The organism is Pseudomonas sp. Z003-0.4C(8344-21), from assembly GCF_900104975.1.
In the GTDB taxonomy this organism is placed as follows: domain Bacteria; phylum Pseudomonadota; class Gammaproteobacteria; order Pseudomonadales; family Pseudomonadaceae; genus Aquipseudomonas; species Aquipseudomonas granadensis.
On record NZ_LT629756.1, the window covers coordinates 4323595 to 4348505 of the forward strand.

The 24911-nt window shown below is 61.0% G+C and carries 24 protein-coding genes; 21 read left to right on the forward strand and 3 right to left on the reverse strand.

Going from position 1 to position 24911, the window contains the following annotated elements; genetic code table 11:
- Positions 1-22: 22 nt before the first annotated feature.
- From BLU24_RS19470 to BLU24_RS19485, 4 genes are all read left to right on the forward strand, one after another.
- A complete protein-coding gene (locus BLU24_RS19470; protein WP_090282604.1) occupies positions 23-823 on the forward strand; it encodes a glucose 1-dehydrogenase in 801 nt (266 codons plus the stop codon).
- Positions 816-2642, forward strand: coding sequence for a glycoside hydrolase family 15 protein (locus tag BLU24_RS19475; protein ID WP_093102937.1), 1827 nt, complete (start codon positions 816-818; stop codon positions 2640-2642). The genes BLU24_RS19470 and BLU24_RS19475 overlap by 8 nt, the downstream gene beginning before the upstream one ends.
- 309 nt (positions 2643-2951) lie before the next feature.
- Positions 2952-3341 carry a hypothetical protein gene (locus BLU24_RS19480; protein ID WP_090282602.1) on the forward strand — a complete coding sequence of 130 codons (390 nt, stop codon included), beginning with the start codon at positions 2952-2954 and terminating at the stop codon, positions 3339-3341.
- Between the two features lie 96 nt (positions 3342-3437).
- Complete coding sequence (locus tag BLU24_RS19485; RefSeq protein WP_093102940.1) at positions 3438-4325, forward strand: alpha/beta fold hydrolase; 888 nt, start codon at positions 3438-3440, stop codon at positions 4323-4325.
- On the opposite strand, the gene BLU24_RS19490 is transcribed toward BLU24_RS19485, so the two are convergent.
- Positions 4294-5277, reverse strand: coding sequence for a GlxA family transcriptional regulator (locus tag BLU24_RS19490; RefSeq protein WP_093102943.1), 984 nt, complete (start codon positions 5275-5277; stop codon positions 4294-4296). The two genes, BLU24_RS19485 and BLU24_RS19490, sit on opposite strands and share 32 nt — an antisense overlap.
- Before the next feature lie 91 nt (positions 5278-5368).
- Here BLU24_RS19490 and inhA point away from each other — a divergent pair, with 91 nt between their 5' ends.
- The 3 genes from inhA to BLU24_RS19505 all read left to right on the forward strand — a co-directional run bounded on the left by inhA (position 5369) and on the right by BLU24_RS19505 (position 9007).
- Positions 5369-6055 (forward strand): isonitrile hydratase, encoded by a 687-nt coding sequence (gene inhA, locus BLU24_RS19495; protein ID WP_093102946.1) that lies wholly within the window; start codon positions 5369-5371, stop codon positions 6053-6055.
- Positions 6056-6404: 349 nt separating this feature from the next.
- Positions 6405-7970 carry a methyl-accepting chemotaxis protein gene (locus tag BLU24_RS19500; protein WP_090282598.1) on the forward strand — a complete coding sequence of 522 codons (1566 nt, stop codon included), beginning with the start codon at positions 6405-6407 and terminating at the stop codon, positions 7968-7970.
- A 338-nt stretch (positions 7971-8308) separates the two neighbouring features.
- Positions 8309-9007, forward strand: coding sequence for a hypothetical protein (locus BLU24_RS19505; RefSeq protein ID WP_093102949.1), 699 nt, complete (start codon positions 8309-8311; stop codon positions 9005-9007).
- 219 nt (positions 9008-9226) lie between these two features.
- Here BLU24_RS19505 and BLU24_RS19510 read toward each other — a convergent pair whose 3' ends face one another.
- On the reverse strand, positions 9227-9592 hold the full coding sequence (locus BLU24_RS19510) for a DUF6124 family protein (protein ID WP_093102952.1): 366 nt from the start codon (positions 9590-9592) through the stop codon (positions 9227-9229).
- Positions 9593-10862: 1270 nt separating this feature from the next.
- Positions 10863-11543, reverse strand: coding sequence for an alpha/beta family hydrolase (locus BLU24_RS19515; protein ID WP_093102955.1), 681 nt, complete (start codon positions 11541-11543; stop codon positions 10863-10865).
- Between the two features lie 92 nt (positions 11544-11635).
- Between BLU24_RS19515 and ccoN (BLU24_RS19520) the strand changes: the two genes are divergently transcribed.
- From ccoN (BLU24_RS19520) to BLU24_RS19585, 14 genes are all read left to right on the forward strand, one after another.
- Positions 11636-13060 (forward strand): cytochrome-c oxidase, cbb3-type subunit I, encoded by a 1425-nt coding sequence (gene ccoN, locus BLU24_RS19520; protein WP_093102958.1) that lies wholly within the window; start codon positions 11636-11638, stop codon positions 13058-13060.
- 10 nt (positions 13061-13070) lie between these two features.
- Positions 13071-13679 (forward strand): cytochrome-c oxidase, cbb3-type subunit II, encoded by a 609-nt coding sequence (gene ccoO, locus BLU24_RS19525; protein ID WP_090282591.1) that lies wholly within the window; start codon positions 13071-13073, stop codon positions 13677-13679.
- Between the two features lie 3 nt (positions 13680-13682).
- Entirely contained in the window at positions 13683-13880 is a 198-nt protein-coding gene (locus BLU24_RS19530; protein ID WP_093102961.1) for a cbb3-type cytochrome oxidase subunit 3, read from the forward strand.
- Positions 13877-14830, forward strand: coding sequence for a cytochrome-c oxidase, cbb3-type subunit III (gene ccoP, locus BLU24_RS19535; protein ID WP_093102964.1), 954 nt, complete (start codon positions 13877-13879; stop codon positions 14828-14830). Before BLU24_RS19530 ends, ccoP (BLU24_RS19535) begins: the two co-directional genes overlap by 4 nt.
- Before the next feature lie 481 nt (positions 14831-15311).
- Positions 15312-16754 (forward strand): cytochrome-c oxidase, cbb3-type subunit I, encoded by a 1443-nt coding sequence (ccoN, locus tag BLU24_RS19540; RefSeq protein WP_093102966.1) that lies wholly within the window; start codon positions 15312-15314, stop codon positions 16752-16754.
- Positions 16754-17362 (forward strand): cytochrome-c oxidase, cbb3-type subunit II, encoded by a 609-nt coding sequence (gene ccoO / locus BLU24_RS19545; protein ID WP_007917161.1) that lies wholly within the window; start codon positions 16754-16756, stop codon positions 17360-17362. Before ccoN (BLU24_RS19540) ends, ccoO (BLU24_RS19545) begins: the two co-directional genes overlap by 1 nt.
- Positions 17363-17367: 5 nt before the next feature.
- A complete protein-coding gene (locus BLU24_RS19550) occupies positions 17368-17553 on the forward strand; it encodes a CcoQ/FixQ family Cbb3-type cytochrome c oxidase assembly chaperone (protein WP_003183474.1) in 186 nt (61 codons plus the stop codon).
- Positions 17550-18533 carry a cytochrome-c oxidase, cbb3-type subunit III gene (ccoP, locus tag BLU24_RS19555; RefSeq protein ID WP_093102969.1) on the forward strand — a complete coding sequence of 328 codons (984 nt, stop codon included), beginning with the start codon at positions 17550-17552 and terminating at the stop codon, positions 18531-18533. Before BLU24_RS19550 ends, ccoP (BLU24_RS19555) begins: the two co-directional genes overlap by 4 nt.
- 185 nt (positions 18534-18718) lie before the next feature.
- Entirely contained in the window at positions 18719-18994 is a 276-nt protein-coding gene (locus BLU24_RS19560) for a hypothetical protein (protein WP_157720863.1), read from the forward strand.
- Positions 18995-19262: 268 nt separating this feature from the next.
- Positions 19263-20678: a cytochrome c oxidase accessory protein CcoG gene (ccoG, locus tag BLU24_RS19565; protein WP_093102975.1), complete on the forward strand. Its 1416-nt coding sequence runs from the start codon at positions 19263-19265 to the stop codon at positions 20676-20678.
- Between the two features lie 12 nt (positions 20679-20690).
- Complete coding sequence (locus BLU24_RS19570) at positions 20691-21230, forward strand: FixH family protein (protein WP_093102978.1); 540 nt, start codon at positions 20691-20693, stop codon at positions 21228-21230.
- 255 nt (positions 21231-21485) lie between these two features.
- Positions 21486-23936, forward strand: a complete 2451-nt coding sequence (locus BLU24_RS19575) for a heavy metal translocating P-type ATPase (protein WP_093102980.1) — start codon at positions 21486-21488, stop codon at positions 23934-23936.
- A 22-nt stretch (positions 23937-23958) separates the two neighbouring features.
- The gene (ccoS, locus tag BLU24_RS19580; RefSeq protein WP_093102983.1) at positions 23959-24171 is read left to right on the forward strand and encodes a cbb3-type cytochrome oxidase assembly protein CcoS; all 213 of its coding nucleotides are present in this window, start codon (positions 23959-23961) and stop codon (positions 24169-24171) included.
- A complete protein-coding gene (locus BLU24_RS19585) occupies positions 24164-24847 on the forward strand; it encodes a sulfite exporter TauE/SafE family protein (RefSeq protein WP_016984739.1) in 684 nt (227 codons plus the stop codon). The genes ccoS and BLU24_RS19585 overlap by 8 nt, the downstream gene beginning before the upstream one ends.
- The last annotated feature ends 64 nt before the right edge of the window (positions 24848-24911 follow it).

Below are 24911 nucleotides of genomic sequence, written 5' to 3' on the forward strand. Positions count from 1 at the left end.
CTCACTCAAGGCGCAACTTTCCATGCAGATTTCCCTCGCCCGACAAGTCGCGATGGTCACCGGTGCCAGCTCCGGCATCGGCCACGCCTGTGCCAAAGCCCTCGCCGCAGCCGGCGCCGCGGTCGTCATCAACTACAACAGCAACGCTGAACCTGCAGAAGAACTGGCCCGGCAGATCATTGCCGATGGCGGTCAGGCGCTTGCCATCGGCGCCGATGTGTCGAAGGAGGATGAGGTCGAACGGCTGTTCAGCGAAACCCTCGACGCCTTCGGTACGCTGGACATTCTGCTGGCCAATTCCGGGTTGCAAAAGGATGCGCCAGCGGTGGACATGACGCTCGAGGACTGGAACACGGTGATCGGCGTCAACCTCACCGGCCAGTTCCTCTGCGCCCGCGCCGCCCTGCGGATTTTCAATCGTCAGGGCATTCGCGAAGGCGTGTCGCGCGCAGCCGGCAAGATCATTCACATGAGTTCGGTGCATCAGCGCATACCCTGGGCCGGGCACGTCAATTACGCGGCATCCAAGGGTGGCGTCGATCAGTTGATGCAAACTCTGGCGCAAGAAGTCAGCCATCAGCGCATTCGCATCAACGGCATCGCGCCGGGGGCGATTCGCACGGCGATCAACGCCAAAGCCACCGCCGACGACGCCGCAGACAAACTTCTCGAACTGATTCCCTACGGCCGTATCGGCGATGTCGAAGACGTCGCCAATGCCGTGGTGTTTCTCGCCTCGGATGCCTCGGACTATATCGTCGGCACCACCCTGTTCATCGACGGCGGCATGAGCCTCTATCCGGAGTTTCGCGGCAATGGCTGAGCATTCTCTGGAACGACAAAGCGCCATCGATGCTCACGGCATCATCGGCGACATGCGCAGCGCCGCGCTGATCAACGACCGCGGCAGCGTGGATTTTTTCTGCTGGCCGGAGTTCGACAGCCCGTCGATTTTCTGTTCATTGCTGGACACCCCCGAAGCAGGAATCTTCCAGCTCGCGCCGGACTTGCCGGACGCACGCCGTGAGCAGATTTACCTGCCCGACACCAACGTCCTGCAAACCCGCTGGCTGAACGAACGCGCCGTGGTCGAAATCACCGATCTGCTGCCGGTGGCCGACAACCCGGACGATTTGCCGGTGTTGCTGCGCCGCGTGCGGGTGGTCAGCGGTGAGGCGACGTTTCATATGCGCTGCGCCGTGCGCCACGACTATGCTCGCGCCGACACTCGTGCGCACATGGACGGGCAAACCGTGGTATTCCGCGCCGAGGGTCAGCCGTCACTGCGCCTGGCCGCCGATCAGCCGCTGAGCATCGACACTGAAGCGGCGGTCGCCACCTTCACCCTGACCCACCAGCAAAGCGCCGAATTCATCCTCGGCGCCGAAGACGATCCGCGCTTTCAGGAAGGCGCAGCGCATTTGTGCCTGCAACGCACCTTGCAGTTCTGGCGCGGCTGGATCGGCCAGTCCAACTACCGCGGGCGCTGGCGTGAAATAGTCAACCGCTCGGCCCTCGCGCTCAAGCTGCTGACTTCGAGACGCCACGGCGCGATCCTCGCCGCCGCGACCTTCGGCCTGCCGGAATCACGCGGCGGCGAACGCAATTGGGACTATCGCTATACCTGGATCCGTGACGCCTCGTTCACCGTGTACGCCTTCATGCGCCTGGGTTTCGTCGACGAAGCCAACCACTACATGCAGTGGCTGCGCGGGCGCGTCAGCGATTGCTGCGGCAAACCGATGAAGCTGAACATTCTGTACGCCATCGACGGCCAACAGGAATTGCCCGAGACCGAACTCTCGCACCTGTCCGGACACGGCGGTGCGCAACCGGTGCGCATCGGCAATCAGGCTTACGATCAGATCCAGCTGGATATTTTCGGTGAGCTGATGGATGCCGTGTATCTGGTCAACAAATACGGCGATGCGATTTCTCACGAAGGCTGGAAACATGTCTGCGAAGTGGTCGGTCAGGTGTGTGAGACCTGGCAGACCAAGGACGTCGGCATCTGGGAAATGCGCGGTGAGCAGCACCACTTTCTGCACTCGCGGCTGATGTGCTGGGTCGCGCTGGACCGGGCTATCCGCCTGGCTTCGAAACGCTCGCTGCCCGCGCCTTTCAGCCAATGGGACAAGACCCGGCAGGCGATCTACGCTGACATCTGGGACAATTTCTGGGACGAAGAACGCGGGCATTTCGTGCAGTACAAGGGCGGCACCGCGCTCGACGGCTCGATGCTGCTGATGCCGCTGGTGCGGTTTGTCAGCGCCAAGGACCCGCGCTGGTTGTCGACCCTCGAAGCGATCGAGAAGAGCCTGGTGCGCGACGGCATGGTCTACCGCTATCGCAACGACGACAACAACATCGATGGTCTGACCGGCACCGAAGGCGCCTTCGCGGCGTGCTCGTTCTGGTACGTCGAATGCCTGGCCCGCGCCGGGCAGGTGGAAAAGGCCCATCTGGAGTTCGAACAACTGCTGCGTTACGCCAACCCGCTGGGCCTTTACGCCGAAGAGTTCGACAGCCATGGCCGGCATTTGGGCAATACGCCGCAAGCACTGACGCACCTGGCGCTGATTAGTGCGGCGAGCTTTCTTGATCGCAAACTGAGCGGAGAAAAGAGCAGCTGGCAGCCGTAAACAGTCGATTCTTCGCTACAGTTCGTCAGACAAATCGCTGCTTGAACGCATTTTGCCAAAGTCCGTCCTACACTCGTTCAACGCCTGCTAGCACTGCACGTCACCGCCGCTCCCCGCGGCGGTGACGTTTGGCGGCAGTGTGTGTAAAACGAGGCCGCCTGAAAACTGACAAATTGCAGGTAAGGCTTCCTCGGTAACTTGCACTTACACCCCGAAATACCTTGTTGCCAGCCGTTACATCCGCCCCTAACATCCAGCGCAACGGGCCAGCGGAGCTGTCCAACAAAACCCGAAATTCAAGGAAGCAGAATGTCCCGAACTATTCAACGCAGCATCGACTCCCCTCTTCGCACCGGCCTGACCCGCAGCGAACTCTGGGAAGACACCGACCAGGGTCTGATCAAGTGCTGGGAAGTCGGCCGCCAGCGCGCTGTACGCTTTCCGCAACTGGCCCTGCAGTGCCTGGACGGCGAATTGCCGGTACTTGGCTGGAAAGGTGGCGTCAGTCGCAGCCTGAAAAAACTCGAGAAGTACGGCTCGCTGAAATACCTGGCGCAGTGGCAAGGACTGCGCGGCGAGGACTTGAATATCGATCTGAACGCCGAACATTCACTGACGTGCACGCGCACGAAAATGGTGGTGACGTTTACCCCGGATCGGACGAAGTATTTCAATCAGGTGGCGGAAGTCGAGGCTTAGAGCCTGGTTGGCATGCGTCTCGTCGGTTGAGTCGAGCCGAGCAGGCTGACCGCAGGTCCAGAGTTCTTGAATGCGATTGAAACGGAGTGGTCAATCATGATCGAAACCGTGCTTACCCCAACCCTGACCATCGCCTACGAACAGCACGGACCGGCCGACGGTGCGGCGGTGATTCTGCTCCACGGCTTCCCATACTCTCCGCGCGCCTATGACGAGGTCGCTCCGGCACTTGCCGCACAAGGCTATCGCGTCATTGTGCCGTACTTGCGCGGTTATGGGCCGACCCGGTTCAACAGCGAGCAAACACTGCGCTCTGGCCAGCAAGCCGCCATGGCGCAAGACCTGCTCGATCTGATGGATGCGCTGGGCATCGAGCAGACGATGCTTTGCGGTTACGATTGGGGCGGTCGGGCGGCGTGCATTGTCGCGGCGCTCTTTCCGGCACGCGTGCGCGGATTGGTCAGCGGCGACGGCTACCTCGTGCAGGACATCGCCCACTCGAATCAGCCGTTGGCCCCCGACGACGAGCATCGGCTCTGGTATCAGTATTACTTCCACACGCCGCGTGGCGCCGAGGGTCTGAGGCAAAATCGCCGAGAGTTATGCCAGTTGCTCTGGCGGCTGTGGTCGCCGACATGGTCGCGAAGGGACGAGCGCTACCCACTGACCGCTGCCGCTTTTGATAATCCTGATTTTATCGACGTGGCGATTCATTCCTACCGGCATCGTTTCGGCTACGCGGCGGGCGATCCGGCACTGGAATGGATGGAAGAGGCGCTTGCCAAACAACCGGTGATCAGCGTACCGAGCATTTCACTGTGCGGCGCCGATGATGGCGTTGGTCCCCCTTCGGCGGTCGATGCCGATGCCGAACATTTCAGCGGCTTTTATCAGCGGCGCGTATTGGCCGGCGTCGGGCACAACATCCCCGAGGAAGCGCCGCAGCAAACCCTTAAGGCAATACTGGATCTGTTGCGGCGCTGACTGAAAACCGCTCGCGATACGCCTGCGGTGTCACGCCAATGGCACGGAGAAAACTGCGCCGTAGCGTCTCTTCACTGCCAAACCCGCAATTGGCGGCGATGCGTTTGACCGGCAGGCCGGTGTCGCAGAGCAAGCGCCTGGCAGTTTCCACGCGGATCAGTTCAATCGCCCGCGCCGGAGTCTGGCCGGTGTCGGCGCGGTAGTGACGGACGAAACTGCGTTCGCTCATGCCGGCCTGTTCGGCCAGGGTCGCAATGCCAAGATCGCAGGTGAGGTGTTCGGCGATCCAGGCATGCAGTTCATCGAAGCGATTGCCCTGATTTTGCAACGACAGCGTCACGCTGAATTGCGATTGTCCGCCGGGACGCTTGAGGAACACCACCAGATGCCGGGCGACGTCGAGGGCGATGTCGCGGCCGAGGTCTTCTTCGACCATCGCCAATGCCAGATCAATGCCGGCGGTGACCCCCGCCGAGGTCCAGACCGGGCCGTCATTGATAAAGATCGGGTTGGCCTCGACGTGCAGATTCGGATGCTGCTGCGCCAGTTGCTCGCAGCGGGTCCAGTGGGTTACCACGCGGCGGCCGTCGAGCCAGCCGCTGGCCGCCAGCAGAAACGCACCGGTACACACCGAGGCCACGCGCCGGCACTGATTGCCGTGCTGGCGCACCCAGTCGACCAGTTCCAGATCTTCAGCGGCGGGATAGATGCCCCAGCCACCGGCGATGATCAAGGTATCGCTGGGCTCGCTCGGCAAGGGTTCGGCCAACACTGCCAACCCCGCCGACGACATCACCGCCCCGCCGCCGCTGGCAATCACCGTTGGCGCATAGGGGATTGGCACCCCGCGCTGGCGGGCCAGGTCATTGGCCGAGGCAAACACCTGCAACGGCCCGGTGACGTCGAGGATCTGCATGTTGGCAAACGCGAGCACGTGAATGGCTTTGGGCATTTTGGCGTAATTCGTGGGGTGATTGGCGTATGCGCCAGAACCTACGCGCCTACAGTGAGGCCGTCCAGCCCTTTTCATGAGAGTAAGCACGATGACTTTGCAGATCGGTTTTCTGTTGTTTCCACAGGTTCAGCAACTCGACCTGACCGGCCCTTACGACGTACTCGCCTCGCTGCCGGGCGTGCAGGTGCATCTCGTCTGGAAGGATCTGATGCCGGTCACCGCCAGCACCGGCCTGCTGTTGAAACCGACCACCACGTTCGAGGATTGCCCGGATCTGGATGTGATCTGCGTGCCTGGCGGTGGCGGCGTCGGGCCGTTGATGGAAGATGAGCAAACCTTGAATTTCATCAAGCGCCAGGCCGCTCAGGCGCGTTACGTGACTTCCGTTTGCACCGGTTCGCTGGTGCTCGGCGCGGCAGGCCTGCTGCAAGGGAAACGCGCGACCACGCACTGGGCGTATCACGATCTGCTGCCGACACTGGGCGCGATTGCGGTTAAGGATCGGGTGGTGCGTGATGGCAATCTGTTTACCGGTGGCGGGATCACAGCGGGGATCGATTTTGCCCTGGTGCTGGCCGCGGAACTGGTGGATGAGGACACGGCGCAACTGGTGCAGTTGCAGCTGGAATACGCGCCGGCGCCGCCGTTCAACGCGGGCAGCCCGGACAGTGCACCGAGTGCGATCATCGATGAGGCCCGCCTGCGCGCCGCGCCTTCGTTGAAGTTGCGCACGGAAATTACCGAGCGCGCAGCAGCGAAACTCAACGTGCGCTGATTCTTCATCCGACACCATTCCCGGTAGGAGTGAGCCTGCTCGCGATGGCGGTGTGTCAGTCAATATAAATGTGGCTGACATACCGCCATCGCGAGCAGGCTCACTCCTACAGGGGACCGCGGTTGATCGTAACTGGGGCTGCACCCGGTTATCGCCGCACTTCGATGCACTCGCCCCGCCCCCGTGTAAAAAATCCTTCGAGAAACCAGTCGCGGATTGCCAATGCGTATCCGATGCTGGCCAATTGATGCAAGCGCTGTTTTGCGACGCCGTACTTAAATCTGAAAAAAAACTTCAATAAAAACCTGTCAGCGCCGACAACCTTTCAAAGCCTTGCGGATTGAACAACATGCGTAATAACCAGCCCATCACACAACGCGAACGGACTTTTCCGGCACAGCAACGGTTGATTTCCACAACCGACGCCAAGGGCGTGATCACCTACTGCAACGACGCTTTCGTCGAAATCAGCGGGTTTTCGCGTGAGGAGCTGATCCGTGCGCCGCACAATCTGGTCCGTCACCCTGACGTGCCGTCGGCGGTGTTCTCGCACATGTGGGGCACATTGAAACAAGGCTTGCCATGGATGGGCATTGTCAAGAATCGCTGCAAATCCGGTGATCACTATTGGGTTAACGCCTACGTCACACCGGTGTTTGATGGCAGTCAGGTGATCGGTTACGAGTCGGTGCGCGTCAAGCCCACCGCCGAACAGATCCGCCGCGCCGAAGCGCTCTACCAACGCATCAACCAGGGCAAGTCGGCGATTCCATCCACCGATAAATGGCTGCCGATCCTGCAGGACTGGCTGCCGTTCATTCTGGTCAGCCAGTTGAGCTTCATGATCGGCGCGACCCTGACTTCGCAGTGGGGCTTCGCCCTCGCCGCCGCGCTGTCGGTGCCGCTGGGCCTGATGGGCCTGCAATGGCAGCAACGCGGGCTCAAACGCCTGCTGCGCCTGGCCGAACAGACCACCTCCGACCCGCTGATCGCGCAAATGTACACCGACAGCCGTGGCGCACAAGCGCGTCTGGAAATGTCGATCCTCAGCCAGGAAGCGCGCCTGAAAACCTGCCTGACCCGCCTGCAGGACACCGCCGAACACTTGACCGACCAGGCCAAACAGTCCGACGCCCTGGCGCACAACAGCTCGACGGGCCTGGAGCGCCAGCGCGTAGAAACCGAACAGGTCGCCACCGCCGTCAACCAGATGGCCGCCACCACCCAGGAAGTCGCCAGCCACGTACAACGCACCGCTGACGCCACCCAGGAAGCCAATCGTCTGACCGGCCGCGGCCGCGACATCGCCGGCGAAACCCGCGAAGCCATCCAGCGCCTGTCGGTGGTCGTCGGCGAAACCGGCCTCACCGTGACGCAACTGGCCAAGGACAGCGACGAAATCGGCGGTGTGGTTGATGTGATCAAAGGCATCGCCGACCAGACCAACCTGCTCGCCCTCAACGCCGCCATCGAGGCGGCGCGCGCTGGCGAGATGGGTCGCGGCTTCGCCGTGGTGGCTGACGAAGTACGCCAACTGGCGCAACGCACCAGCGAATCGACCGGCCAGATTCATGCGCTGATCGCCAAGCTGCAGCAGACCGCCTCCAGCGCCGTGCAAACCATGGAAGCCGGGCACCGCCAGGCCGAAGAAGGTGTCGCGCGGGTGCTGGAAGCGGATCAGGCACTGGTCGGCATCAGCGAAGCAGTCGCCAACATCACCGACATGACCACCCAGATCGCCGCCGCGACCGAAGAGCAAAGTGCGGTGGCTGAAGAGATCAGCCGCAACATCAGCAACATCTCGGAACTGGCGGACCAGACCTCGGAACAGGCGCATAACTCGGCGTTGCTGAGTGAAGAACTGACCAAGACGGCCAATACCCAGTATTCGTTGGTGGAGCGGTTCAACCGCTGATCAAGGCTGGAATGAAAAAACCCGGATGGCGTGAGCTTCCGGGTTTTTTCTTTTTTTCGATCTGGAATTTGTGAGGTCTGGCAAGCCGCCATCGCGAGCAGGCTCACTCCTACATTGGACTCGCGGCGACCACAGATCAGGTGCCTGACACCGATCCCCTGTAGGAGTGAGCCCGCTCGCGATGAGGCCTTTTATGCCTCCCAGGATCATCACTCCATGTCCAGTCACTTCCGAGCGATCTCGAGGGCGATAGTGGCACATTAATATGCATCACCCCTTCAGAATTCCTGCATGCGGACGACAACCTCGGCAAATCCGTTCCTTGTTGTGAGTCCTTCATGAAGAAGTTCGCTGTCCTGATGTTCGCCGTTCTGTTCCTGGCCGGATGCGCCAACCAGAAATTCAAGCCCGAATACCGCACCCAGATCCACACCGTGAAAATCCTCCCGGTGTCATGGAAACCGCGGGAAATGAGCTACATGGGCCGCGAACAAGCATGGGGCGCCGCCATTGGCGCAGGCGTCGGCACCGGCGTAGGTCTGGCGGCGGGCGCTGGCAAAATCGGTACGGCGGCACTCGGCGGTGCCGGTTTTGCCGCTGGTTTGAAGGCCGGCGACCTGGCTTCCATGTCGACCGTCGATGCGATCCTGTACAACATGGAAACCGCCAATATCAACCTCGGCGACCTGGTAAAGAAGAGTTTCGAAGAAAAACTCGCCGCCAGCGGCCGCTTCAAAATCGTCGGCGACAACGAACCGGCGGACGCGCAGATTGAACTGACCGTATTCAACTGGGGGTTCGCCCTGACCCAAGGATTCAGCAGCGTGGTTTACCCGACCATCGCGGTCAACGGCGTGATGAAGCGGGGCGACGAATTGATCTGGCAGCGCAACGAACCGATCACCGCGTTTAACGGCGCCAACACCTACGGTTACGAGCCGTTGCGCTATCGCACCGAACCGGAACTGGTACGCACCGCGTTGACCGGTGTTTCGCAGATTGTCGGCGACTATCTGGTCAAGGATTTGAACGAGTAAGGATAATGGCGCTGCGCTGAGCTGCGCCACACGCAATTCCCCACGCTGCTGGCCCGCTATTTCCTCAATGCCGACAACCAGGTCACCGACGGAGTCTGGCAAGCCGCCATCGCGAGCAGGCTCCCACTTTGGAACTGATCGGCATCACATTTTCCTGTACGACGACAATCCCCTGTGGGAGCAAGCCTGCTCGCGAGGAGGCCATTACAGCCAGCGAAATTATTGAGGCAACTTCAGCTTATCCAGCAGTCGATTGACCAACAGTTCGTTGAGCATGATCACCTGTTGCAGCGCCAGCAACGGTTTGCGCTCCGGGCCGCCTATCGAGTGGGCGATGTTGCCGGCCATCGCATGAGCATATGAAAGCGACGCACTCGCCTCTACCAGCAGGGTTTCGTCATCCAGCGTCGGGTCGACGAGATAGACCGGGCGGTTTTTCGGCGAGTTTGACGCAGCCGCCAGGTCTTCGGGTTTGAGGTAGTAATCGAGGGCGCGGTCGGTGGCTTCTTTGACCCTTTGCGGGGTCAGCGCTGGGTCGTGGGGGATTTGGTCGGTGACGGGTGGGTTGGGTGTGATTTTGAACATGGATGAAACTCCTATCGCAGTTTAGGAAGCCATCACGCTCGCTACCAAACGAGTGGGTGGTGGCCATACGCGGGTTGGTAGACCGGCTGCAATAGGAACCCGGCGCTCACGAATGAGCCCCACGCATGACCACCATAAATCGAGCCTCGATAGAGAAGCTTCAATCAGGTGTCGCCACACGGCTATTACAGACGGGCTACCAAACCCGATCACTGATTTGCAGTGACCGACAAACGATATAGCCCGCCCCATAGCCGTGTAAGCCGGCGGATTCTGGCGTACGCGTAGGCAACGGCGCAAGGAGTTGTAGCCGGGATGGCGTAACGGCTCGTGTAGTTTAAACGCGGGCATCCGACGATGTTTAAGTGCTGGGATCACCTCTGACAGGCTGGTTGGTTTGATGTCGTTTGAGCGAGAGCTTTCGCGAGCAGGCTCGCTTGTACACATTTGGACCGGGTACATCAGTGAAGGATTGGTCGGCTCGGAGGTCGCCATCGCTGGCAGGCCAGCTCCCACGGGGATTGAGTCCAGCCGGTAGATAATCGTTGGTTGTCAGGGCGTCATCGCGAGCAGGCTCACTCCTACAGTTGGATTGGGTACATCAGTGGGGGATTGGTCGGCTCGGAGGTCGCCATCGCTGGCAAGCCAGCTCCCACAGGGATTGAGTCCAGCCGGTAGATAATCGTCGGTTGTCAGGGCGTCATCGCGAGCAGGCTCACTCCTACAGTTGGATTGGGTACATCCGTAAGAAACAGGTCGGCTGTCAGACCGCCTTCGCGAGCAAGCTCGCTCACAAAAGCAAAGCAGTGCAACTGCCCGCGGCGAAGCCGCACCACTCAACAATGAGCGTTAGCTCGCGTGCTTTTGATCTTGACTCACCGGCGACGTCGGAAGGCTGAGTGGAGGGATTGATCCGGGCGTGGGAGCGCAGCGACCGTCTGGCGCAGCCAGACACAGCGGAAGTAGGTGCAGCGAAGCAAACCGTAGCCGCTGCGCCCGGATCGATCCCGGAGCGAAGGGACCCGAGCCTGCGAGGGCCGTACGTAGGAGCAAGCGTTTTTTGCTTACTTTTTTTGGCGCTTGTAAAAAAGTAAGTCGCCGTCAGGCGAAACCGTAAGCAGCCGTTACCGCAGCAACGAATATGCCCTCGAAAGCAAGATCAAAAGCGAACCCCCTCACCCCAACCCTCTCCCAACCCTCTCCCCCAAGGGGAGCGAGGGGGAAAGGGAGCAGATCTACATGCAACCCAAAATCCCGGCCCGGCTCAAAATCAATTGCGGAGAAATTCAGCCACCTTCTGCGCAGCACTCGCCAAATGATCCGAATGCGTAAAGCCAGAAGCCTTGAGCGGCTTCAAATCATGGTCCCCGGAGGCCAACCAAAACACCTCAATACTCGGAGACAAGCTGTAAGCCGCAACAGCCTCCCGATTGCCCAGCGCATCCCGCTCCCCCTGCACAATCAACGCCCGCGTACGCAACGAAGCCAAATGCTCAACCCGCGGCTTCTCCGGTTTCCCCGCCGCATAAAACGGATACCCCAGACACACCAACGCATCCCCACCCAACTCATCCGCCAGCAAACTGGCCATCCGCCCGCCCATCGATTTCCCGCCCATAGCCAAAACCCCAGCAACATGACGCCGCACAACCGCAAACACCTCCCGCCAGCACTCCAACAGTTTCGCCGCAGGATTGGGCGGCCGCTTCACACCGTCAACCCGCCGCTGCGCCATATACGGAAACTCAAACCGCAACACGTTGACCCCAAGCCCGGCAAGGCGCCCCGCCATGTCATTCATCCAGTCGCTATCCATCGGCGCCCCCGCCCCATGCGCCAGGATCAACGTCGCCGAAGCCTCACCAACAGCGGCATCCCAAAGCCACCCATGATCACGCACACACTGCGCCCATTGATCCCCGTCAATACTGGCCTTGTGCTGTTTGTCCATGCTTGCCTCGCTTTTAGTCTGCCTATAACTCCAGGCGAAGGATTCGCGCGGTTTGCGCGCGCTCACTTCGGCTGAACCGTGGATGGGGAACCATGAACACTTCTATCAGTACCGCCTACAACTACAAGGTGGTCCGCCAATTCGCCATTATGACGGTGGTGTGGGGCATCGTCGGCATGGGCCTCGGGGTTTTTCTCGCGGCGCAATTGGTCTGGCCGCAACTCAACTTCGATTTGCCCTGGACCAGTTTCGGCCGTCTGCGCCCGCTGCACACCAACGCGGTAATCTTCGCCTTCGGTGGCTGCGCGCTGTTTGCCAGCTCGTTTTATTCGGTGCAACGCACCTGCCAGACACAACTGTTTGCACCAAAGATCGCCGCGTTCTGCTTCTGGGGCTGGCAATTGGTGATCCTGCTGGCGGCGATCAGCCTACCGCTGGGTTACACCAGTTCCAAGGAATACGCCGAGCTGGAGTGGCCGATCGACATCTTGATCACCATCGTCTGGGTCGCCTACGCCATCGTGTTCTTCGGCACGATCATGCAGCGCAAGACCAGGCACATTTATGTCGGCAACTGGTTCTTCGGCGGTTTCATCATCACCGTGGCGATTCTGCACATCGTCAACAACCTTGAGCTGCCGGTGAGTTTCACCAAGTCCTATTCGCTGTACGCAAGCGCCACCGACGCCATGGTGCAGTGGTGGTACGGCCACAACGCTGTAGGCTTTTTCCTCACCGCAGGCTTCCTCGGCATGATGTATTACTTCGTGCCGAAGCAAGCCGAGCGCCCGGTGTATTCGTATCGCTTGTCGATCGTGCACTTCTGGGCGTTGATCACCCTGTACATCTGGGCCGGCCCGCACCACTTGCACTACACCGCGCTGCCGGATTGGGCGCAGTCGCTGGGCATGGTGATGTCGCTGATTCTGCTGGCACCGAGCTGGGGCGGCATGATCAACGGCATGATGACCCTATCGGGCGCCTGGCATAAGTTGCGCAGCGACCCGATCCTGCGCTTCCTCGTGGTGTCGCTGGCGTTCTACGGCATGTCGACCTTCGAAGGGCCGATGATGGCCATCAAGACTGTCAACGCCCTCTCCCACTACACCGACTGGACCATCGGCCACGTTCACGCCGGCGCCCTCGGCTGGGTGGCAATGATTTCGATCGGCGCGCTGTACCACATGATCCCGAAAATCTTCGGCAAAGCGCAGATGCACAGCATCGGCCTGATCAATGCGCACTTCTGGCTCGCGACCATCGGCACCGTGCTGTACATCGCTTCGATGTGGGTCAACGGCATCGCCCAGGGCTTGATGTGGCGCGCGGTCAACGAGGACGGCACGCTGACCTACTCCTTCGTCGAAACCCTGGTGGCCAGCCATCCCGGCTTTGTCGTGCGGCTGATCGGCGGGGCGATTTTCCTGAGCGGCATGTTGCTGATGGCTTACAACACCTGGCGCACCGTGCGGGCCTCGCAACCCGCCGACGTCGTCGCTGCCGCGCAGATGGCCTGAGGAGTCCGCCATGAAACACGAAACGATTGAAAAGAACGTCGGCCTGCTGATGCTGCTGATGGTGTTCGCCGTGAGCATCGGCGGCCTGACCCAGATCGTCCCGCTGTTCTTCCAGGACGTCACCAACAAACCGGTGGAAGGTATGAAGCCCTACACCGCGCTGCAACTGGAAGGGCGCGACATCTATATCCGCGAAGGCTGCGTCGGTTGCCACTCGCAGATGATCCGCCCGTTCCGCGCCGAAACCGAACGCTACGGGCACTATTCAGTGGCCGGCGAAAGCGTCTGGGATCACCCGTTCCTGTGGGGTTCGAAACGTACCGGGCCGGACCTGGCGCGGGTCGGCGCACGCTACTCGGATGACTGGCACCGCGCGCACTTGTACAACCCGCGCAACGTGGTACCGGAATCGAAGATGCCGGCCTACCCGTGGCTGGTCACGCAAGCGGTCGACAGCAGCCACACCGAAACCAAGCTGAAGACCATGCGCACCCTCGGCGTGCCGTACACCGACGACGATATCAGTGGCGCGGTCGCCAGCCTCAAGGGAAAAACCGAAATGGACGCCCTCGTCGCCTACCTGCAAGTGCTCGGCACTGCGATCAAGAGCAAGAGGTGAGCCATGGTCATTGAAATGAGCACTGGCCTGATACGCGGCCTCGGCACGGTCGTGGTGTTCGTCGCCTTCGTAGGGCTGACTTTGTGGGTGTTCAACCGCAAGCGCACCGCGGAATTTGCCGAAGCACGACTGCTGCCGTTCGCCGACGAACCACTGCCCGACACAACCCCCGCCTCTGAAACAAGGAGTACCCGGCCATGACCACCTTCTGGAGTACGTGGATCTGCGTACTGACCATTGGCAGCCTGATCGGCCTGACCTGGCTGCTGATCGGCACCCGTCGGGGCGAGACCAAAGGCAGCGTCGACCAAACCATGGGCCACAGCTTCGACGGCATCGAGGAGTACGACAACCCGCTGCCGCAGTGGTGGTTCATGCTGTTCGCCGGCACGCTGGTGTTCTCGGTGGGCTATCTGATTCTGTACCCGGGCCTGGGTAACTGGAAAGGCATCCTGCCCGGTTACGAGGATGGCTGGACCGGCGTGCATGAGTGGGAAAAGGAAATGAACAAGGCCGACGCCCGCTTCGGGCCGATCTTTGCCAGGTTCGCTGCAATGCCGCTGGAAGAAGTGGCCAAGGACCCGCAGGCGCTGAAGATGGGCGGCCGTCTGTTTGCCTCCAACTGCTCGGTGTGCCACGGCTCGGATGCCAAGGGCGCGTTCGGCTTCCCTGATCTCGCCGACAGTGACTGGCGCTGGGGCGGCGACGCCGAAACCATCAAGACCACGATCATGGGTGGGCGGATGGCGGCGATGCCGGCCTGGGGCGAAGTGCTCGGTGAGGCCGGGGTGAAAAACGTTGCCGCCTATGTGCGCCACGAACTGGCCGGCCTGCCGCTACCCGCCGACAGCAAGGCGGATCTGCAGGCCGGGCAGCAAGCGTTCAGCACTACTTGCGTCGCCTGTCATGGCGCCACCGGCCAGGGGACTGCGGCGATGGGCGCGCCGAACCTGACCCATCCGGCCGGCTTCATTTACGGCACCAGCCTGACGCAATTGGAGCAGACCATTCGCCACGGTCGCCAAGGACACATGCCAGCGCAGAACGAGTTGCTGGGCAACGATAAAGTGCAGTTGCTTGCCGCTTATGTGTACAGCCTTAGCCATGAATTGAATACAACTCAGCTTGCAACTGAGGACAAAATTAAATAACTCCTGCGTACACAACCGCCGCGACTTTTCCGTCGCGGCAGTTTCCTTCCCCCTTGCGACGCATTGTCGCACCCCTTCCCACCTCACCTTTCGGTTCGCCTGATTCGGGTCTACGCTTGTTCGAAAGCAGACCGGCGCGTGACGGTTTCAACTGCCCACCGAGCGATGCGTCCGATGAAGCGGCTTGTGGATTTGCCGCAAAGGCAGGCAGTTAACGGCTGTTACGCCTATTGCCTTCTGAAACCCGATCAAGACCTTTGAGCAGGCATCGTTGACGGCGATCCAAACCCAGCATTTTTTTCACTCACCGCGACATTTTGGCAGAGGTCATTTTTGACCCTACGCGGCACATGGAAAGGCCGCAGAATCAGCGTTGGAAAGCATTGACCCAGGTCATGGCGCGTTGCAATGACCCCCTGCTTTATACATACTTGCGGCCGATTTTATCCCTATAAAAATACCCAAACCGTGGAACCTTAGAATGAGCACAGCAATCAGTCCGACTGCTTATAACTATAAGGTAGTCCGCCAGTTCGCCATCATGACGGTGGTCTGGGGGATCCTTGGCATGGGGCTCGGTGTTTTCATCGCCTCGCAACTGGTCTGGCCGGAACTGAACTTCGGTCTGCCGTGGACGAGCTTTGGACGCTTGCGCCCGTTGCACACAAACCTGGTGATTTTTGCCTTCGGTGGTTGTGCACTGTTCGCCACTTCCTACTATGTCGTGCAGCGAACCTGCCAGACGCGACTGATTTCCGACAGCCTCGCAGCCTTCACCTTCTGGGGCTGGCAAGCGGTGATCGTCGGCGCCATCGTGACCTTGCCGCTGGGTTACACCACCACCAAGGAATACGCCGAGCTGGAATGGCCGATTGCGATTCTGCTGGCGATTGTCTGGGTCACCTACGGTCTGGTGTTCTTCGGCACCATCACCAAGCGCAAGACCAAGCACATCTATGTCGGTAACTGGTTCTACGGCGCGTTCATTGTCGTGACCGCGATGCTGCACATCGTCAACCACATGTCGCTGCCGGTCAGCCTGTTCAAATCGTACTCGGCCTACTCGGGCGCCACCGATGCGATGATCCAGTGGTGGTACGGGCACAACGCGGTGGGTTTCTTCCTGACCACCGGTTTCCTCGGGATGATGTACTACTTCGTGCCGAAACAGGCCGAACGCCCGATCTACTCCTATCGCCTGTCGATCGTGCACTTCTGGGCGTTGATCACCCTGTATATCTGGGCCGGCCCGCACCACCTGCACTACACCGCCCTGCCGGACTGGGCGCAGTCGCTGGGCATGGCGATGTCGATCATTCTCCTGGCGCCAAGCTGGGGCGGCATGATCAACGGCATGATGACCCTCTCGGGCGCCTGGCATAAATTGCGCACCGACCCGATCCTGCGTTTCCTCGTGGTCTCGCTGGCGTTCTACGGCATGTCGACCTTCGAAGGGCCGATGATGGCGATCAAGACGGTCAACTCGCTGTCGCACTACACCGACTGGACCATCGGCCATGTACACGCCGGTGCTCTCGGCTGGGTAGCCATGATCTCGATCGGCGCGATCTACCACATGGTTCCAAAACTGTTCGGCCGTGCGCAGATGCACAGCACCGGCCTGATCAACGCGCACTTCTGGCTCGCCACCATTGGCACCGTGCTGTACATCGCCTCGATGTGGGTCAACGGCATCACCCAGGGCCTGATGTGGCGTGCAATCAACGATGACGGCACCCTCACCTATTCGTTCGTCGAAGCGCTGCAGGCCAGCCACCCGGGCTTCATCGTCCGTGCGCTGGGCGGGGCGTTCTTTGCCAGCGGCATGCTGCTGATGGCTTACAACGTGTACCGCACCGTACGCGCGTCGGATCCGGTTGAAGCCGAAGCCGCCGCCAAGATTGCCGTCGTTGGAGCTCACTGATGAAGCATGAAGCTGTCGAGAAGAATATTGGCCTGCTGGCCTTCTTCATGGTCATCGCCGTCAGCGTCGGTGGCCTGACCCAAATTGTTCCGCTGTTCTTCCAGGACGTCACCAACAAGCCGGTCGAGGGCATGAAGCCACGCTCGGCGCTGGAACTGGAAGGCCGCGACGTCTACATCGCCAACGGTTGTGTCGGCTGCCACTCGCAGATGATCCGTCCGTTCCGCGCTGAAACCGAACGCTATGGCCACTATTCGGTTGCCGGTGAAAGCGTCTGGGACCACCCGTTCCTGTGGGGTTCCAAACGTACCGGCCCGGATCTGGCCCGAGTCGGCGGTCGTTACTCCGATGACTGGCAACGTGCGCACTTGTACAACCCGCGCAACGTGGTGCCCGAGTCGAAAATGCCGGCGTACCCCTTCCTCGTGGAGAACAAGCTCGACGGCAAGGAAACCGCGAAGAAAATGGAAGTGTTGCGCACCCTCGGCGTCCCTTACACCGACGAAGACATCGCCGGCGCACAGGATGCGGTGAAGGGCAAAACCGAAATGGACGCGCTGGTGGCCTATCTGCAGGGCCTGGGCACCATCATCAAAAGCAAACGGTGAATCTGATGGATATCGGGATGATTCGCGGCCTGGGCACCGTTGTCGTGATGGTGGCCTTCATCGGTCTGGCGTTGTGGGTGTTCAGCCCCAAGCGCAAGTCGGAGTTTGACGACGCGACCTTGTTGCCTTTTGCGGATGATCCCGAAGCCATCAAGCACGTCGAGCAAGCTTCTAGGAGTAACAAAGAATGACTACGTTCTGGAGTCTGTACGTCACAGTCCTCAGTCTCGGTACGATCTTCGCCCTGACCTGGCTGTTGCTGTCGACCCGCAAGGGCCAGCGCAGCGAACAGACGGACGAGACGGTGGGCCACTCCTTCGACGGGATCGAGGAGTACGACAACCCGCTGCCGAAATGGTGGTTCATGCTGTTCGTCGGCACGATCATTTTCGCCCTGGGTTATCTGGTGCTGTATCCGGGCCTGGGCAACTGGAAAGGCCTGTTGCCGGGTTACAACTATCTGGATAACGAGAAGCAGACCGCGTTCGCCAACGGCCAGACCGGCTGGACTGGCGTACACGAATGGGAAAAGGAAATGGCCCGTTCGGACGCCCGCTTCGGCCCGATCTTCGCCAAGTTCGCGGCGATGCCGATCGAAGAAGTCGCCAAGGACCCGCAGGCACTGAAGATGGGCGGCCGGTTGTTCGCCTCCAACTGCTCGGTGTGCCACGGTTCCGACGCCAAGGGGGCCTACGGTTTCCCTAACCTGACCGACGCCGACTGGCGCTGGGGCGGCGAACCGGAAACCATCAAGACCACCATCATGGGCGGTCGCCACGCGGTGATGCCGGCCTGGGCGGAAGTGATCGGTGAGCAAGGCGTGGCCGACGTGGCAGCGTTTGTCGTGACCAATCTCGATGGGCGCAAATTGCCGGAAGGCACCAAGGCCGACCCGGTCAACGGGCAGAAGCTGTTCGCGGCCAACTGCGTGGCCTGCCACGGCCCGGCCGGCAAAGGCACCCCGGCCATGGGCGCGCCTGACCTGACCCATCCGGGCGCATTCATCTACGGCTCAAGCTTCGCGCAACTGCAGCAGACTATCCGTTACGGCCGCCAGGGCCAGATGCCGGCGCAGGAGCAACTGCAAGGCAACGACAAGGTGCACCTGCTCGCAGCGTATGTTTACAGCCTGTCCCACGGTGAAAAAGCACCGGAGGCGAACGCGGAATAAGGCCGACGCTCGATACAAAAAAGGCCCCGCCAGTTTCGATTGGCGGGGCCTTTTTCATGCTGGCATTCACGCTTTGAGACATTTGGTTTATGGACCGGTGCAGCGGTGCCCTGTAGGTTTTTTTCACGCCGATAAACCGCATCGGACTGATCTCCAAGGATGAAACCGACATGCACGAAAGGACAATGCCCAAACGCTTCCAACCCTGCCCTGATCATCAATTCAGGTCAGCGAAAACGCAGGCGCCGCGCGCGCATGCAAATACCCAAAACGCCTCTGAAAATCCAGGTAACGGTGGCGGTCTGGACGGCCTCGGCGGCGGCAGACTGCCTGGTCCGGGACGCGCCGGAAACCAACAGTCCCCTCCCAGTATCATCGACCTGCTGGTCATGCTCGAGGCAACTGACAGCGAGTTCAAAACCACGCGCGCCGTCATAAATCATCGTTGCATTGAGCTGTAATATCAGGGTCAGCCGCTGAGCACTGCCAAGCCCTTTGAAAACCGAGATTAGTCAGTGCAGCAAATCCGTCCATACTCAACTAGTCAATTGATCTGCGTCATGCTTTGCTGCATTCGCTACACCATTCAGGTTTTTTCCCCAACGCGACCAAAGGTCGCACCCTTGAGCCAGAGCGACAGGCGTATCATCGCGCCACTGCAACAGCCCTTTTTGACCTTGGTTGGCACGTATCGACCGGGGCATTTTTCCACTGCCGTGGGATGCAATGATGAGCAACCAGATTCCGGTACACAACGTCACACCACCGAGCAAAAACCCGAACAACAGCGTCGATCTTTACGCCTCACGAGAAAAAATCTACACCCGCGCCTTCACCGGCCTGTTCCGCAATCTGCGGATGCTCGGCGGTGCGGCGCTGTTCCTGTTGTATTTCGGCACGGTGTGGCTGAACTGGGGCGGTCATCAGGCCGTTTGGTGGAATCTGCCGGAGCGCAAGTTCTTCATTTTTGGCGCGACGTTCTGGCCCCAGGATTTCATCTTGCTGTCGGGCCTGTTGATCATTGCCGCGTTCGGCCTGTTCTTCATCACCGTGTATGCCGGACGGGTCTGGTGCGGTTACACCTGCCCGCAGAGTGTGTGGACGTGGATTTTCATGTGGTGCGAAAAGGTCACCGAAGGCGACCGCAACCAGCGGATCAAACTCGACAAGGCGCCGATGAGCGCCAACAAGTTCCTGCGCAAAGCGGCCAAGCACGCGCTGTGGTTGCTGATCGGTTTTGTCACTGGCATGACCTTTGTCGGTTACTTCTCGCCGATCCGCGAACTGGTCATCGAGTTCTTCACTGGCCAGGCCGATGGCTGGTCGTACTTCTGGGTCGGTTTCTTCACCCTCGCCACTTACGGCAACGCGGGTTGGTTGCGCGAGCAGGTGTGCATCTACATGTGCCCGTATGCGCGCTTTCAGAGTGTGATGTTCGACAAGGACACGCTGATCGTTTCCTACGACCCGCGCCGTGGCGAAAGCCGTGGCCCGCGCAAGAAAGGCATCGATTACAAGGCGCTGGGCCTGGGCGATTGCATCGACTGCACGATGTGCGTGCAGGTCTGCCCGACCGGCATCGACATTCGCGACGGCCTGCAAATCGAGTGCATCGGCTGCGCCGCGTGCATCGATGCCTGCGACAGCATCATGGACAAGATGGATTACCCGCGCGGGCTGATCAGCTACACCACCGAACACAACCTGTCCGGGCAGAAAACCCATAAACTGCGGCCACGTCTGATCGGGTATGCCGTGGTGCTGCTGGCGATGATCAGCCTGCTGGTCACGGCGTTCTTCATGCGTTCGCTGGTCGGTTTCGACGTCAGCAAGGACCGCGTGCTGTACCGCGAAAACGCCGAAGGCCGGATCGAAAACGTCTACAGCCTGAAGATCATGAACAAGGATCAGCGCGACCACACCTACGTACTGCACGCCGAAGGTCTGCCGGACCTGCGCCTGCAAGGCAAGCGCGAAATCAAGGTGGCTGCCGGCGATATCGTCAGCATGCCGGTCGAGTTGTCCAGCGCCCCGGAACAACTGCCGTCGAGCACCAACGAGGTGAAATTCATCCTTAAGGATGCCGATGACAACAGCGTCCACATTGAAGCCAAGAGCCGATTCATCGGCCCGCAAATTCGTTGAGAGAACTGCATTATGTCTGCCGCAAACGCTGCAAGTCCCTGGTACAAGCATCTCTGGCCGTGGATCATCATCGGCATTCTGGCCTGCTCGGTGGCGCTGACCTTGTCGATGGTGACGATTGCGGTGAACAACCCGGACAACCTGGTCAACGACAACTATTACGAGGCCGGCAAAGGCATCAACCGTTCGCTGGACCGTGAACTGCTGGCGCAAACCCTGAAGATGCGCGCGGCGGTGCAGTTGGACGATGTCACCGGTGAAGTCGATTTGCGCTTGAGTGGCGACAGTCAGCCGAACACGCTGGAGTTGAATCTGATTTCGCCAACGCAGCCGGAAAAGGATCGCAAGATTGTCCTGACCCGCAGCGAGAGCGAGACCGGGCGTTACATCGGTCAGTTGAACGACAAGGTTGAAGGTCGGCGGTTTGTCGAGTTGCTGGGTAGTCAGGATGAACATGTGTGGCGCATGTTCGAGGAAGAACTGGTCAGCCATGACAAGGAACTGCTGCTGGGCGATGAGCCGTTGCAGGGTGCCGAAGACCTGAAGAAGTGAATCAAGGTCAAAAGCCCCTCACCCTAACCCTCCCGAAACGTCGGACCGCCCAGAGGGAGAGGGGACTGATCTTCAGCGCTTCGGGGCCTTTCGGATGACCGTAACAATGTCGGCGACTGACACCGCTTTGATCGTTCCCACGCTCCAGCGTGGGAACGCAGCCGGGGACGCTCTGCGTCCCAGCCGAAGCGGACGCGGAGCGTCCGGGGAGGCATTCCCACGCGGAGCGTGGGAACGATCATCGGAACGCGCACCATGACCAGCCCAACCCCCTGCTACCACTGCGCCCTGCCCGTCCCCTCCGGCAGCCGCTTCACCGCCGTCGTCCTCGGGCAACCGCGCGAATTCTGTTGCCCGGGCTGTCAGGCCGTGGCCGAAGCCATCGTCGCGGGTGGCCTCGACAGCTATTACCAACACCGCAGCGAAGCCTCGGCCAACCCCGAAGCACTGCCGGTGCAATTGACCGACGAACTGGCGCTGTACGACCGCGCTGACGTCCAGCAACCGTTCGTGCGCCACGAAGGTGAGCTGGCCGAAACCACGCTGTTGATGGAAGGCATCAGTTGCGCCGCTTGCGGCTGGCTGATCGAGAAACACCTGCGCACCCTGCCCGCCGTCGCCGAAGCGCGATTGAACCTGTCCAACCATCGCCTGCATGTGCGCTGGGCCGACGCGCAGCTACCGCTGAGCCAGATCCTCGCCGAACTGCGGCACATCGGCTACGCCGCCCACCCCTATCAGGCCGACCGCGCCAGCGAACAACTGGCCAGCGAAAACCGCCGCGCCCTGCGCCAGCTCGGCGTCGCCGGGCTGCTGTGGTTTCAGGCGATGATGGCGACCATGGCGACCTGGCCGGAATTCAACATCGACCTCAGCCCCGAGCTGCACACGATCCTGCGCTGGGTCGCGCTGTTTCTGACCACGCCAATCGTGTTCTACAGTTGCGCGCCGTTTTTCAAAGGGGCGATGCGCGATCTGCGCACGCGCCACCTGACCATGGACGTTTCGGTTTCGCTGGCGATCGGCAGTGCATACGTCGCCGGGATCTGGACGGCGATCACTGGCGTCGGCGAGTTGTATTTCGATGCGGTCGGCATGTTTGCGCTGTTTCTGCTCGCCGGTCGCTACCTGGAACGCCGCGCCCGCGAGCGCACCGCGGCCGCCACCGCGCAACTGGTCAACCTGCTGCCGGCCTCGTGTTTGCGCCTGGATGCCAACGGCCAGAGCGAGCGCATTCTGCTCAGCGAACTGCGCGTCGGCGAGCGGATTCTGGTGCAGCCCGGTTCGGTCCTGCCGGCGGATGGCAAGATCATCGACGGCCAGTCGAGCATCGACGAGTCGCTGCTGACCGGCGAGTACCTGCCGCAACCGCGCACACTGGGCGATGCCGTAACCGCCGGTACGCTGAATGTCGAAGGCGCATTGACCGTGGAAGTACAGGCTTTGGGACACGACACGCGCCTGTCAGCGATCGTGCGCCTGCTCGACCGCGCCCAGGCCGAGAAACCGCGACTGGCAGAAATCGCCGACCGCGCCGCGCAATGGTTCCTCCTGCTGTCGCTGATCGCCGCTGCTGTCATCGGCCTGCTGTGGTGGCAACTGGACGCGTCGCGGGCATTCTGGATCGTTCTTGCGATGCTGGTCGCGACCTGCCCTTGCGCACTGTCGCTGGCGACGCCGACCGCCCTCACCGCCGCCACCGGCACCTTGCACAAACTCGGCTTGCTGCTGACCCGCGGGCATGTGCTGGAAGGCTTGAACCAGATCGACACGGTGATCTTCGACAAAACCGGCACCCTCACCGAAGGTCGCCTGGTGCTGCGCTCGATCCGCCCTCTCGGCGCGCTCGACAGCGAGCAATGCCTGAGCCTCGCCGCTGCGCTGGAAAACCGCTCCGAACACCCGATCGCCCGCGCCTTCGGCCGTGCGCCCTTGGCCGCTGATGAAGTGCACAGCACGCCGGGACTGGGCCTCGAAGGTTCGGTGGGCGGGCAGCGCTTGCGCATTGGTCAGGCAGATTTCGTGTGTGAGCTGAGCGGTGCGAGTGTGCCGGCAATGCCGAATGAGCCAGGCCAATGGTTACTGCTTGGCGATGAAAGCGGCCCGTTGGCGTGGCTGGTGCTCGACGATCGCTTGCGCGACGATGCCCCCGCCCTGCTAGCCGCGTGCAAGGCGCGCGGCTGGCGCACGCTGCTGCTGTCCGGCGACAGCTCGCCGATGGTCGCCAGCGTCGCCGCCGAACTGGGCATTGACGAGGCGCGCGGCAGTTTGCGCCCGGACGACAAGTTGCAAGTGCTGCAACAACTGCACAAGGAAGGACGCAAGGTGCTGATGCTCGGCGACGGCGTCAACGACGTGCCGGTGCTGGCGGCGGCCGACATCAGTGTGGCCATGGGCTCGGCCACCGATCTGGCGAAAACCAGTGCCGACGCGGTGTTGCTGTCGAACCGCCTCGACGCGCTGGTGCAAGCGTTCACATTGGCACGCCGTACCCGTCGGGTGATCATCGAGAACCTGCTGTGGGCGGCGCTGTACAATGGCCTCATGTTGCCGTTCGCCGCCCTCGGCTGGATCACTCCGGTATGGGCCGCGGTCGGCATGTCGATCAGTTCGCTGACCGTGGTGCTCAACGCCCTGCGCCTGACTCGCCTGCCGGGTTCGCCGCACACCAGCACCCGTGCACAAACCCGTCCGCTGCCGGCCTGAGCCGCGCGGGCCTGGAGTACCGATGCCAGCTCTCTACGTGATGATCCCCGCTGCACTGCTGATCGTGGCCATCGCCGTGTATATCTTCTTCTGGGCGGTGGACAGCGGCCAGTACGACGACCTCGACGGCCCGGCGCACAGCATTCTGTTCGACGATCAGGACCCGAACCACACCGCTGCCGTGGACGAAGCCAAGAGCGGCAAAGCGGACGACAAGGCGCCACCACATGCTTGAGCTGGCGCCGTTGCTGGTTTCCGCCCTGATTCTTGGCTTGCTCGGCGGCGGCCACTGCCTGGGGATGTGCGGCGGCCTGATGGGCGCACTGACCCTGGCGATTCCCAAGGAGCAACGCAGCCGACGCTTTCGTTTGCTGCTGGCGTACAACCTCGGGCGAATTCTCAGTTACGCCACGGCCGGGTTGCTCATCGGCCTCGCCGGCTGGGCGGTCGCCAACAGTCCGGCAGCGCTGTTCATGCGCGTACTGGCCGGGTTGCTGTTGATCGCCATGGGCTTGTATCTGGCCGGCTGGTGGAGCGGGCTGACGCGCATTGAGTCGCTTGGGCGTGGGTTGTGGCGTTACATTCAGCCGGTCGCCAATCGCTTGCTGCCGGTGTCGAGTCTGCCGCGTGCATTATTGCTCGGCGCGCTATGGGGCTGGCTGCCGTGCGGGCTGGTTTACAGCACCCTGCTGTGGTCGGCGAGCCAAGGCAATGCACTGGATAGCGCCTTGCTGATGCTCGCGTTTGGCTTGGGCACCTGGCCAGTGTTGCTGGCCACCGGACTGGCGGCGGAACGGGTTACCGCGATCTTGCGCAAGCGCAGTGTGCGTATGGCGGGCGGGTTGTTGGTCATTCTGTTCGGTATCTGGACCCTTCCCGGCCCGCATCAGCATTGGCTCATGGGCCATTGATCGGCGGTGTGGCCTTCGCGAGCAGGCTCGCTCACTGATCGCGTGAACACTGCAAATCCCTTGT